This is a genomic window from Siphonobacter sp. SORGH_AS_1065 (genome assembly GCF_030818595.1).
Lineage (GTDB): Bacteria > Bacteroidota > Bacteroidia > Cytophagales > Spirosomataceae > Siphonobacter.
This window is the reverse complement of the sequence record NZ_JAUTAM010000004.1, coordinates 3652862-3666252: the sequence shown is the minus strand read 5'-3', so window position 1 is coordinate 3666252 and position 13391 is coordinate 3652862. Positions and strand designations below refer to the sequence as shown.

12 protein-coding genes are annotated in these 13391 nt (G+C 42.5%); all 12 read left to right on the top strand.

The window, feature by feature from the left end; genetic code table 11:
- Positions 1-5 precede the first annotated feature (5 nt).
- Entirely contained in the window at positions 6-2060 is a 2055-nt protein-coding gene (locus QE390_RS15885) for a glycosyltransferase family 39 protein (RefSeq protein WP_307142864.1), read from the top strand.
- 103 nt (positions 2061-2163) lie between these two features.
- The gene (locus QE390_RS15880; protein ID WP_307142863.1) at positions 2164-2862 is read left to right on the top strand and encodes a WbqC family protein; all 699 of its coding nucleotides are present in this window, start codon (positions 2164-2166) and stop codon (positions 2860-2862) included.
- Between the two features lie 83 nt (positions 2863-2945).
- Positions 2946-3932, top strand: a complete 987-nt coding sequence (locus QE390_RS15875; RefSeq protein ID WP_307142862.1) for a glycosyltransferase family 2 protein — start codon at positions 2946-2948, stop codon at positions 3930-3932.
- A gap of 5 nt (positions 3933-3937) precedes the next feature.
- A complete protein-coding gene (locus QE390_RS15870) occupies positions 3938-5041 on the top strand; it encodes a glycosyltransferase family 4 protein (protein WP_307142861.1) in 1104 nt (367 codons plus the stop codon).
- Between the two features lie 83 nt (positions 5042-5124).
- Positions 5125-6264 (top strand): glycosyltransferase family 4 protein, encoded by a 1140-nt coding sequence (locus QE390_RS15865; protein ID WP_307142860.1) that lies wholly within the window; start codon positions 5125-5127, stop codon positions 6262-6264.
- 24 nt (positions 6265-6288) lie between these two features.
- Positions 6289-7278, top strand: coding sequence for a glycosyl transferase (locus QE390_RS15860; RefSeq protein WP_307142859.1), 990 nt, complete (start codon positions 6289-6291; stop codon positions 7276-7278).
- Positions 7279-7305: 27 nt separating this feature from the next.
- Positions 7306-8355, top strand: a complete 1050-nt coding sequence (locus QE390_RS15855; RefSeq protein ID WP_307142858.1) for a glycosyltransferase family 9 protein — start codon at positions 7306-7308, stop codon at positions 8353-8355.
- Positions 8356-8358: 3 nt separating this feature from the next.
- Entirely contained in the window at positions 8359-9300 is a 942-nt protein-coding gene (locus QE390_RS15850) for a hypothetical protein (protein ID WP_307142857.1), read from the top strand.
- 106 nt (positions 9301-9406) lie between these two features.
- Positions 9407-10387: a glycosyltransferase family 2 protein gene (locus QE390_RS15845; protein WP_307142856.1), complete on the top strand. Its 981-nt coding sequence runs from the start codon at positions 9407-9409 to the stop codon at positions 10385-10387.
- A gap of 17 nt (positions 10388-10404) precedes the next feature.
- The gene (locus tag QE390_RS15840; protein ID WP_307142855.1) at positions 10405-11136 is read left to right on the top strand and encodes a DUF5672 family protein; all 732 of its coding nucleotides are present in this window, start codon (positions 10405-10407) and stop codon (positions 11134-11136) included.
- Positions 11137-11150: 14 nt separating this feature from the next.
- Positions 11151-12053, top strand: a complete 903-nt coding sequence (locus QE390_RS15835; protein ID WP_307142854.1) for a glycosyltransferase family 2 protein — start codon at positions 11151-11153, stop codon at positions 12051-12053.
- Between the two features lie 4 nt (positions 12054-12057).
- Positions 12058-13389, top strand: a complete 1332-nt coding sequence (locus QE390_RS15830) for a hypothetical protein (RefSeq protein ID WP_307142853.1) — start codon at positions 12058-12060, stop codon at positions 13387-13389.
- Positions 13390-13391 lie beyond the last annotated feature (2 nt).

The following is a 13391-nucleotide window of genomic DNA, read 5'->3' as shown; positions in this document are numbered from 1 at the left end:
CCGTCATGTGGGATTGGTTTTACCGCTTACTCTTCCTGATGTTTGTGGGCTTCTGCTTTCGCGTCGCAGCACAGGTATCCCGAAAGTCCTTAGTAGACGTCCTGATTACGGCTTTCACCGTTTTTGCTGGTAGCATTATCGTCTCCGGCTTTTTGTTATCCTTTTTACACAAAACTGACGACGTTCGGTTTTGGGCAGGTCTGGTATTTGTACCTCCCTTTCTTTTCTATCTGCTCTTTACCAGAATATTTATCAAAGAATACGAGGACTTTTCCGTTATTAGTCTGATTGGCAGCTCTCTACAGAATCTCTGGATTTGGTATAAAGACCTGAGTATATACCTAAAACTCGTATTCGGTCTCTTAAGCTTTTCTCTGCTTTTTGTCTCCATTGTTAACTTAGCTCTGGTCTTATTTACCGTTCCAAATGAATGGGATAGTATGACCGGGCACCTCGTTCGGGTAATGTACTTTATCCATCGTGGTACGATGGCTCCCTTTTATGGCACTAACTGGAACATTGATACGTACCCCCGAAGTGTTTGCAACATCCAGATTTACAGCTACCTAATCACTGGAAAAGTTGAGAATGCCTTTAAACTCATTAATTATCTAAGTTACTGGGTTGCCGTGTTAGGTGCATATGGCATTGCCAAGTCGATTAGCCGAAATCTTACTGCTGGTTTGTTCTGTGGTCTGGTTATGGGTTTGTTACCCAATGTATTACTACAGTCTACCACCACCGATACGGATATCGTTCTGATGGGGTATGTCAATTGTCTAGTGTATTTTCTGTTTTCATATCACGAAACTAAACGTCGTCGGTATCTATACCTGGCAGGACTCACGTTTGGCATAGCTCTGGGACATAAAATTACGCTAGTACTGCAATTCCCTTCACTATTTATGGTTGCGGTGTATGTATTCGTTGCTGGCGTTCCTAATGTAAAAGCTTCCCTTTTCAAGCTCAAGCATTTGGTTACTTCGGCTCTCGTGGGCATACTTCTATTCACCTTACCGACTGGTTATTTATCTAATCTGAAGAGATACAACCACCCGATTGGTCCCCCAACGGCTACCCGTCATCAGTCAGTGGAACGAGCAGGTGGAATTTTCAGTGCCAACCTTTATGAGCAAGGCACTCGAAATTTGTTACGCTACAGTTTTGATTTCATGAATCTGGACGGTCTAACTAACATTCCAGCTATTGAAAAAGGACCCAATCGTTGGTTTAAAGCCCCGTTTATCTGGCTGGAAGAAAAAGCTCACGCCCGACTGGTGGAAGAGACGGACTTTACAATCCGTCCTTTTGAATACAATCGTCCTTATATTTTCACAAATGGTCTACCTTACTGGGGAGCCTTGGGTTTTCTGTTAATTTGGCCGCTGGTGTTTCTGGTGCTTTTTGGAGTCATTCGTTCTAAACCACATTGGTTTCTGGCAATCGCTACGCTTTTACACGCGGCAGCCCTCTCCTATTCGGCCCCTTATGATCCCTTCAAAGGACGCTATTTCATCAGTACGGCCATTTATGCCGTTCCCTTTTTGACCTTACTTTTTACGAAACGTCAAAGCCTTCTGGCTACCAAAAGTGGGTTACTTAAAGCGTATGCGTTGGTACTTGTGTTGCTTGCCTGTCCTTCCGCCATTCTGGCAGTGCTTTGGAACGAGCGTTGCTTGCCTGTAGCTCATCATGGAAAGCCCTCGGCCTTCCAAGCAGGACGAATCGAGCGAATGTCTTATGCCCGGGAAGATTTACAGCCTGCTTATGAAAATTTTGAAAAGCTGGTGCCGGAGAACGCAACAATCGCTTTAGCTGATATTAATGATGATTATGAGTATCCGCTTTTTGGTAAAAACCTGACCCGTAAGCTCATTCCAATCAATCCGTTTGAGCAAGGTTTACAGCCTATCCCTAAAGAAGCTGATTACCTTTTCTTTGCGGCCAGTGTTATTAAACCACAACCCGGTGACATTCGTCTGGGTACGGATACTACAGCTGCCACCCGAGCGAAAATGTTGGTGCCGGCTGAAGATTACTGGTTACGTAAATTGAAATAACCATTCTCAGTATCATTCCAGCAAAGCTGTTTAGAAGATTGCGTTTCCGATGCATGAAACTCTAAACAGCTTTTAATTTTGACTTCAACTTAATTTTAGAGTTATGACCTTAGCCATCATGCAGCCTTATTTATTTCCATACATCGGATATTTCCAGCTGCTTAATGCCGTAGATAAGTTCGTGATTTATGATGACGTAGCTTTTATTAATCGGGGATGGATTAACCGTAACTCCATTCTGAATAACGGAAAAGCCCAGTTATTTACTGTACCTCTGAAAGAAGCCAGTCAGAATAAATTAATCCACGAAATTTCAATTGATACCGATCAGAAATGGCGGGATAAATTGCTTAAAACGATTCAGCAGAATTATAAAAAGGCCCCTCATTTCGCTGCCGTTTTCCCAATAGTGGAAGCCGTTTTTCAACAATCTGAGTCGAATATCAGCACTTACATTTACAATAGCCTTACCATGATCGGCGAATATCTTTCCATTTCTACGCCCCTCGTGAAAAGTTCTACCATCTACAATAATCAGCATCTAAAGGCTCAGGAACGTATTTTGGATATTTGCTTACAGGAAAAAGCTGATCATTATATCAATCCCATTGGCGGTAGAGAACTGTATAACAAAGACCTGTTTGCTGAACACGGGATTCAACTAAATTTCATCCGTTCGGAACGAGTGGAATACCCTCAACTGGGCGACGAGTTTACCCCCTGGCTGAGTATCATTGATGTCATGATGTTTAATAGTAAAGAACAGATTCAGGAACTGTTAAAGGCCTATATTCTGGAGTAGTGGAACGTTTGAAGTCGGTAGTTATTCAGCGTTAATGCCCCGACCTTGAAACCTAAAACAGGCCACTGAAAACTCAGAAAAGTATGTATGATGTTTCGATTCTGATCATTAATTATAAATGTGCCGGCCTTACCAACGATGCCATCCAGTCGGTTAAAGACTGGACCCGAAAGGTAACCTACGAAATCATTGTCGTTGATAATGACTCGCAGGATTCCAGCCAGACGGAAGTTCTTCAGAAACACCCCGATGTTCAGTGGATTAACATGGGGTATAATGCCGGTTTTGCCCGGGCTAATAATCGGGCCATTCAGGCAGCTACAGGTCGGTATTACTTATTACTCAACGCCGACACCTTACAGAACATGCCCGCGATTGACCTCTGCGTGGAACGCATGGATGCTGAACCCGACGTGGTAGCGACCGCCCCCATGCAGTTATACGCAAATGGTACTCCGCAGCCGTATTTTCAAAGTTTCGCCGAATTTCGTCGCATATTTTATATCGTACCCATCCGTTTGCAAACATGGGTGGAACGGCTGATTCCAGAAACTAAGTATCAAGATCCTCGTCAGCATGACTGGCTGGTGGGAGCATTCATGGTGGTTCGTCGCGAGGCCGTCGCAAAGGTCGGACCGCTGGACGAAAGTTTCTTTATGTATGGAGAAGACGTCGAATGGTCTTATCGACTAGGTAAGGCAGGCAAGTTACTCTATTTTAAAGACTTAGGATTCCTACACTTAACCAGCGACTCCCCTTTCCGCCGAACGGATGTCTCGTATGTGAATCGCTTCAATGTACAGATGCAGGTTTCTAATCTGCTCTGGCTACGCAAGCAGTATGGCGTTGGAGCTTATTTAGTTGTGATGCTAAATTATGCTTTACTGATTCCCATTTTTACTGGGTGGAAAGCCTTCGTTAACTTCCGCAATCGCCGTCCGATTTTTAGTGAAATGGAAAATCAAAAGCGGTTTTCCCGCCGCTTTCAAATGTTATTACGGTATTTTTGGCCCACGGTCTGGAACCGCCCCGGGTTTTACAAAATCAAACCCGAAGAAAATATCGTCTGATACGTATGCCTACCCCTAAGATACTGATTATCACTCCTTACGCTGGACGGACAGGCTCTGAAATGATGATTGGGTATTTACTCAATCGTTTTGATCGGACGCGTTTTCAAATGGCTCTCTGTACCCTTCAGCCCGGAGAGTTACTGAATGATATTCCCAAAGACGTACCTACGTTTACCGCTCCGAGTCATTTTTCAATTATTCAGAAGCTCCAGAATAAATTCGGTGAAAATCCGATCACTAGTTATCTCAAAAAAGTACAGAAAGCGTATCAGGCCGATGTATGGTATTTCAATACGCTGGTGCCTTCTTTTTTGTTACCCCTGGCTCAGGAATTGGGCGTAAAAATAGTTACGCATTTTCATGAACTTCCCATGGAATACCTGGCCCTGAAAGCCGATGTATTCCGAAATATTATTACCCAAAGTGATCTGATTATTGGTTGTTCGGAAGTGGTTTGCCAGCGAATTCGGGAAGCTGGCGGTCAACGGATTGAGTTATGTCACTCCCTCATTGACCAGTCCAGAATTCAGGTTAACCCTACTCGTGTGGAAGAATTAAAGGCTGATTTAAAGATTAAACCCGACGAATTTGTCTGGGTAATGTCAGGCCAGGCTACCTATCGGAAGGGTTTTGATCTATTACCCGACTTTGCTACCGAGCTTCAGGGAACCCGTGCCCGAATCATCTGGCTGGGCCAGTTACTGGACGATGGGCTGGTCGAATATACCCGTCAAAAACTAAAACATAATACGGGCATTCGGGTTGATGTAATGGGCATCCAGCGGGAGGATTACTACGCGTATCTTTCTCTGGCCAATGGTTTCCTTCTGACTTCCCGTGAAGATCCCTTTCCCTTAGTCATGATTGAGGCAGCTACTTTGGCTAAACCCATTGTGGCTTTCCCTTCTGGTGGCGTGATTGAATTTGTGCAGGAAGGCATGGGCGAAGTACCCGACTCCTGGAACGTGCGGGATGTGGTTACTTCCATGAAAAAAGTCATGAACAATCAGTTGGCTTTGAGTGAGGTAGCTAGCCAGAACAGAGCCCGGCAATTTGATGTTTCCGCCATTGTTTCCCGTTGGGAAACCCTCATGGCTCAGCTTTAAGGTCAGGAAAAGACTGTCTTTTATCAAACAGTCGTATTTTTGCCGCCTTACTGATTTAACTTTTAACGTAACGATTCCGTATTATGAAAAAAATTCTGTTCATCAGCCACGATGCTAACCGTGCAGGTGCACAGATTTTACTACTCCGATTTCTGAAGCAACTCAAAAACGTACCTGAGTATCAGTTTAAGATATTACTTCGTCACGGTGGTTCGTTATTGCGGGATTTCGAGAAAGTAGCTCCGGTTTATCACTGGTATCATCGGGAATTAGGTAATCGCCAGAAAGTAGCCCGGCTTTTAAACCGTAAAACATTTCAGGAGCAAATTCTAAAAGAGATTAAAAATGAACGATACGATCTGATCGTATCTAATACCATTACCAACGGCGAGTTATTACATCAACTGCGACCGATGGTAAAATGCTCGATGGTTACGTATGCTCACGAAATGCCCATGGGCATCGCAATGTATACCGATCCTTCAAGTTTCAATCAGACCCTGCGTTACACAGATGCGTACTGGGCCTGTTCAGAAGCTCAGCGGTTGATTTATATCGAACGTTTCGGGATAGATCCTGCTAAGATTTCAGTTCTCCCCTCCCTATTACCCGACGGGGCCTGGCAATTGAAGCCTTCAGAAGAAGCCGTTTCTCAGATCAGAAAATTGCTGGAATTACCCGAAGGAGCGTTAGTAGTCGGAGCTGTCGGAACATTTGACTGGCGAAAAGGCATTGACATTTTTGTACAGCTAGCCCGTCAGTCCGAACCGGAAACGCATTTTGTCTGGGTGGGGGGCCATGAACATCAGGTAGAATATCACATGATTACGGAAGATATTCGAAGATTGGGCTTGAGTGACCGGGTGCACCTGATTCCTCATTCAGATCGCCCTTTTGATTTTATTTCGGCCTTTGATGTCTTCGTTTTAACCTCCCGCGAAGAGCCTTATCCACTGGTAGTTCTGGAAGCAGCTTTGCTAGCCCGTCCCATTGTCTGTTTCGCTCAATCCGGCGGAGCCCCCGATTTTGTGGAACAAGATGCCGGCTTTGTAGCCAACTACCTCGATTCATCAGCCATGAGTCATTATATTTCTCAGTTACTCCAAAACCCGGAATTACGGCAAAAAATGGGTCATACCGCCCGGGAAAAGGTATTTGCTCGCCATCAGGATGAGCGGGCCATGCAGGCCTTTCTGGAGCTCATTGAAAAAAGCTGCTCCTGATTTTCGTACTAAATTCGTCAACCTTTGAAAACCCTCGCTTTCACCATTTGCTCAATCAATTACCTCGCTCAGGCTCGTACTCTGGGAGAATCGCTGGCGGCTACTAACCCGGACATTCATTATGTAATCGGACTGGTTGATCGCCTGGATGGGGTGGCTTTTGATACGGATAAAACACCTCCGTTTGAGTTACTGGAACTGCACCGGATTCCTATTCCGAACATGCAGTGGATGCAGGATAATTATGATATTACTGAATTAAATACAGCCGTTAAACCATTATTTTTCCAGCATTTTTACGAACAATATTCTGATTATCAAAATTTTATATATTTTGATCCAGATATTATCGTTTTTACTGAACTCAATTATTTACTGGACAAATTACGAGAAAACCAGATTGTTATTACTCCCCATACCTTAAGTCCTTACACCGACACCTACATGCCCAATGAATGTGACATGCTGAATTCGGGCACTTTCAATCTGGGATTTATCGCGTTACGGAAAACAGATCAAACGCAGCAGTTTATTAACTGGTGGGCTGAAAAACTGGCGTATCAGGCGTACAATGATATTTGTAATGGCCTTTTTACGGATCAGAAATGGATCAATTACGTTCCACATTACTACGACGAAGTACACATCAACCGACATCCCGGTCATAATGTAGCGTACTGGAATTTGCACGAACGCCATTTTACGTATCAGGACGATCAGTGGCTGATTAATAATGAATGGCCGCTGCAATTTTTCCATTTCTCGGGGTACTCACCCACTCAGCCGCATTCCATTTCAAAGTATCAGAATCGATTTGATTTTACGCAACGCCCGGATGTAAAGCCCTTGTTTGATTATTATGCTGAACGGTTGAAGGCCAATTTCAATGATTATTACCGAACCTTTGCCTGTATTTACGTTCGTCCTACCAAAGTCATTCGTCTGAAACGGGTGCGGCAGGCGTTTCGAATGCCTTTTGAAAAAATTGCTCACTGGCTGAATCCATACGCCTGAACCATAACCCGTTAGGAATTTAGCTTTATGGAAAAGTTCATTGCCCTCTGGCAACATCGATACCGAAAATACTCAGAAATCTTCCTGACTTATCTGGCATTCTGGAAGACTGTTCTGCGTATTAAATGGATTAAATTCCGAACGGGAAAACCCACCGTTGGTATCTTAATGACCGAACATTTAGGAGATATCGTTGCCTGCGAACCTATTTCGCAAACCATCCGCGAACGCCATCCCGATGCTCAAATCTTCTGGATTGTCAAAAAAGCCTTTCGTGACCTGGTAGCTTATAATCCCCGGATTAACCATCTCATCGAAGAGCCTAATGTCTTGTTTTCCATTTTATTAACGGAGAAAAAACCTTTTGATACGCTTTATAATCTTCACCTCTCTAACCGCGTTTATTTCCCCTTGCAAAAGCGTTTAGTCAATCCCATTGCCGATCAGCGGGATTTAACCATTCATAATTACCTGAATTTTGGTCGTTTGGGAGAAATTTTCGCCGCCGCCGCGGGCTTACCCTTACCCGATCGCTCCAAAGCCCCCTCGCTGTATATTCCTGATGAGGTGAGATCTAAAATCGATGCGTTGAATTTACCTGAGAAATTTGCTGTTTTTCATACCTTTTCTAATCAACCCGTCAAAGATTGGCAACCCCAGCACTGGAATCAGTTAACATCTCAGGTTCTGAGCGAGTTTGGGCCTGTCATTGAAGTAGGGCTGAAAGGCCAGATTCAAAGTAACTCACCTTCTTTCCGTGATTTATGCGGTCAATTAAGCATTCTGGAAACCGCCGAAGTTATTCGCCGGGCCAGTTTCTTTGTGGGCGTTGATAGCGGCCCGGCCCATTTGGCTAACGCCGTAGGAACGTATGGCTTTCTCTTGATTGGCAAGCTCGTACATTTCGAAGTTTTTAACTTATATACAGGAGGTTATGGGGATGGAAGCAACGCCCGAATCATCTGGAAACGGAAAGGCCCAGCTTCTGAACTAACCTTTGAAGAAGTTTGGCAACCGCTTCAGGAATACCTCATGGGGCGACGGATGACGGAGTTTATGGCCAAACGAATTGTGTAAACTATGCATTTTTTTACTGCTTGCTGGACGAAGCATTTACCGAACATAGCGATTCTGGCGGATCAGGTGGCTCAGCACCATCCAGGTTCGTTTTTATATGTAGGCTGGATTGATCAACCCATTGACGTTACTCTTCCTGAAAACGTCAGCGTGGTTTCATACGATCAGCTCAGTATTCTTAAAAATTTAGCCCATAAATACACCCAGACCGAATTACTACACATAGCCCGGGTTTTTCTGGCTAAATGGTTATTGAAAGAAGATACGCTGGTTTTTCTGGAACCAGAAACACAGATTTTCAGGCCCTTAACGGAGTTAAGTACGGCTTTGACGAAACAGCCTGCGGTCTTATTTTCGCAATGGTTACGGCCCCATCCCGACCGCCAATTCCCTGATAGCAAACACTATCTAAACTACGGCACTTACTTCTCGGGCATTTGGGGCATTCGTCCCGGCACAATCAGTAACCAGTTTCTGGAATGGTGGTGTCATAACTTGGAAACCCGGGGAGGTTATAATTTATGCGAAGGGCAGGGCTCTGATCAGCTGTGGCTGGACATGGCTCCGGCTTTATTCGAAGGGGTTTTTCCACTTCGAAATTCAGCGTACGGCATACATGTGGGAAATGCCTTTGAACGTTCGGGTGAAAATCCTGCCAGCTTTCATTTTCATTCGATGAAAGCCGACGGCAGTTATCCATCTTACGTAAGCAATCGGTCGATCCCCTCCTATTTTCAACAAGCTTCCAGAAAATATTCAACAAACCTTACCGCCCATCGGTTATACTCTCAGGCTAGCCAAATCAAACCGGCGTACGGTTTAGCTGACCCTGCGGAACCCGTTAGTTTAATTCGACAACATTGGGCTGAATCCTTTCGAAAACTCATTAAGAAAATCAACACGTATCAACCCGATTTTCTATTCAAGGATTCACAACCCAAGTAAGTTCCTACGGCACGGCTTTCGTAGTTCTCTCAGATAGGCTACCTTTGCAACCAAATTTGTTCAACCTAAACCAAACCAAATCGGTTTATTTAGTAGATTATTCCCTATGAAAATTTCTGTGGCGATGTGTACATACAACGGTTCCCGATTCCTGAGGGAGCAATTGGAAAGTATACGAAGTCAGTCACATCCAGTCGATGAATTGGTTATTTGTGATGATCGATCCAAAGACGATACTATTCAGATTCTGGAGAATTTTGCTACTCAGGTTCCTTTTCCAGTTCATATTCACGTCAATCCTAGTAATTTAGGCTCTACCAAAAATTTTGAAAAGTGTCTGAATCTATGTTCAGGTGACGTCATTTTTTGCTGCGATCAGGATGATCGCTGGCATCCGCAAAAGGTAGAAAAACAGGTTCACTACCTGCAACAGCATCCCGAAATGGAAGCTGTTTTTTCTGATGCTCAGGTTATTAATGACGATTCTCAACCCATTGGAAAGACGATCTGGCAGGAAATTGAATTCGACACCGTGGCCCAGGAACGCTGGAAAAACAATAAGGCTTACGAGATTCTTTTCGGTGGTTATGTCGTTACCGGGGCAACGCTGGCCATTCGCCGTCGCATTTTAAGCTCCGTTTCGCCTTTCCCTGTGGCTTATAAAGAGCTTATTCATGACGCATGGATTGCCATTGTGCTGTCTTTACAGGGAAATATTGGCTTTATCCCAGAGGAGTTACTTTTCTATCGAAAACATTCAACCCAGCAGGTTGGCTTTGGCGAGAAAAAGGAAAAAGTAACGATGAGTGATCGTTTTAACCGCGATCGTAAGCTCAAACTGGCCCCCTTACAGGAAAAAGCTACTAATCTGGAGTTATTACAGCAATTATTAAAAGCACGTCAGGATATTCCAGCGGAAAAACTGACTCAACTAACCCAACGACAGAAGCATTTCAACGTTCGAGCCACATTACCGGATTCACGTCTGAAACGTTTTCCACTCGTTTTAAATGAATGGATTCGTGGACGTTATGCCTTTAGCAGTAAAGATTGGTGGTTACCTTTATTAGGTGATCTTTTTGAGTAATAAAACAGAAGTAACGTATGCCTTCCTCTGCATTGGTGGCCGTGGTAATTCCGATCTACCGTTCAGAAATGAACGAATTTGAAAAGATTTCTTTACAACAATGTGTTCAGAAACTAGGACATTACCCCATCATTATCGTAAAGCCCCAATCACTGGATGTTTCGTATTTACAAACGTTTCATACAAGCTTTAAAACTCAGTCTTTCCATGACGACTATTTTAAAGGAATTGACGCGTATAATTTACTGTTAACTCAGCCTGATTTCTATCTTTCATTTCAGCAATACCAATACATCTTAATTTACCAATTAGATGCCTTTGTATTTCATGATGAGTTAGAAGTTTGGTGTAAGAAAGGATATGATTACATCGGGGCTCCCTACCTCAGTCCAAATGCCTCGAAACAATCGATCACAGATCTAAAAAAACCATTATTAAACGGAGGATTATCATTAAGAAATGTACAGGCATCGCTTAAATTAATTCACCTTTACAAGCAATTGTACGGACAATGGCCGGGTAATGAAGACATGTTGTTTTCTTTACATTCCACTCGCCTTTTTGTCTTCAGACCATTCATGAAACTTCCCGAACCTAAAGAAGCATTAGCTTTTTCTTTCGAGCAATTTCCTGAATATTGTTACGAATTGAATCAAAAAAAATTACCCTTTGGGTGCCATGCCTGGGAAAAATATAATCTCAATTTTTGGCGACCTTTTTTTCAACAATCTGGTTATAAACTTCACTAGTCATTCCTTAATCAATGGATTTTTTTAAAGAAGACGATATAAAAAAATTCATCAGCACGCCTTCGTTTGATGAAAAAGTATTATTAAATAAAGATACACGCTATCCTAAAATAAGTGTCATTACCCCTTCCTATAACCAGGCTGATTTTTTAGAAAAAACCATTTTAAGTATTCTCAACCAAAACTATCCTAACCTTGAGTTTATTATCATGGATGGAGGATCAACCGATCATAGTGTTGAGGTAATTAAGAAATACGAAAAATATATTGATTACTGGGTTAGTGAAAAAGATGGAGGCCAAACTGCTGCGATTAACGCTGGCTTTAAGAAAGCTACCGGTGAATGGATTACCTTTCAGAATTCGGACGATGTCTTTGCTCCTAATGCGTTCCTGAATGTTGCCAAGGGTATCAAACAAAATGCGGATGCCGATGTTTTTTTCGGTCATTTATTAATGATTGATGGCGACGATTTAGTTTTCGAACATAAAAAACAAATTCCCTTCTGGAATCAGGCCCAAGTGTATGAAGGCATGCAGGTTTTTAATCAGTGCATGATTTTCAAACGTGATTTATTACTCAAACACGGCTATTTCGACGAGAACTACAAGTTCGCTTTTGACTACGAAATATGTACTCGCTGGGGTAGCATTCCGGGGATCAAGTTTGTATTACTGGATGATTTCTGGGGCTGTTTCCGTCAGCATGAGTTAGCCAAAAGCTCGACCATTTTCACGGTAGGACTGACTGAACACCAACAGATTAAAAACCATTATTCCAAACAGGTACCCTCCAGCTTTCCTGAAAGTATTCTTTATAAAATCATAAAATTCAGAAAGTTAGCGTTATTTCTTCTAAGAGGTGACCTAGCTTACTTCTTATACCGGATTCGCTTTAATCGTACGGCTAAAGTATAACAATATGTTTAAAAGCCTATTTGAAGGTTTTCACTACAAACGAATGGCCCTTGGCGTTGCTATTTTTGCCATGGGACACCCCGTTATTTTCTTCCTTCGGGATGGTTTAAAACTGGCTCCGCAGTCATCCGTATTTACAGCGGCCTGTCTGGTTTTAGGCTTATTCCTAATGATTCCGAGTACTATTTTTCAAAAATATTACTCACTGAATAATAAAATCGCCATGCCCGTTTTGGCTTGGATCGGTGTGTGTTTGTTTTATTTTTTTATAATCAATCCAGGTCCAGGGGGCTCGAGGGAGTTAATTAACTATGCGATGACTGGGGCTTTCCTGTTCATGCTGCTAAGTATTCCCGATGAAGTAAAAGATTATGCGTTGCCTGTCTTTATCGTCTTTATTTTAGCTGGTAATCTAGGTTTGTTTTATTCACTCTATACTAATCCACATTACGTATTAGGGGCTCGGGCTTCCATTTATTTTGACGATGAGTATGGTGGTAACCCGCACGTATTCTCCAGAAATGGTTTCGCTGGTGTCATTGGATCTGTTATTCTTTTGTTCATGACAAAGGAAAATTTTATTTTTAAAGTCATCGCTTTTGCTAATCTTCTTGCTTCTATTGTAACTGTTATCTTAACTCAGAGCCGAGCTACTTTACTTTCCGTATTTTTATCTATTGGTGTTTTAATGTTTTTTCATTTTAGGCTTAGTACGCTTAAAAATATTGGCAAAACTTTAATAAAGCCTGTTAACTTAATTATTACAATTGCTATTGTATCATTTGTTATTTATAAACTTTCCAGAAGATCAGAATTTACAAATATCCTAATTGGTGTTTCTGAAGGCTTCTGGAATAAGTTTCTCGATGTGTTTGAAACGGCTGTACAGGGAGAAGATGCCGAGGAGGTTGCTGATTATTCAGCAATTCAACGGGTAATGTCGTTTAATGTATTTAAGAATTCATTGCTGTATGATCCTATTTCCTTGATCCTGGGAAATGGGTATAAGGCTACTTATATGGACTTTCCTATTCTGGAAGCCATGTATAATTACGGTATTGCTGGCTTTTACTTTTTTGGAAGATCTGTCTTTGAAATCATAAGAGAATGTTACCGTTGCATTAAAGATATTGTTAGTCCTTTCTCTGCCTTTCTGGGCTTTATTTTCATTCCTATTGCCGTTTCTGTTTTTTCCGGTGGACAACCTTCAGACACTACCTTTTTATTCCCGTTTCTCATGATGGCTCGTTTTATGGACTATGATAAAGAAGTAATACGGATAAAATTAAAAGAAGCGGCCAAAAAAACAGGTCGGATATTTGCTCCCGTTGCTTAAGG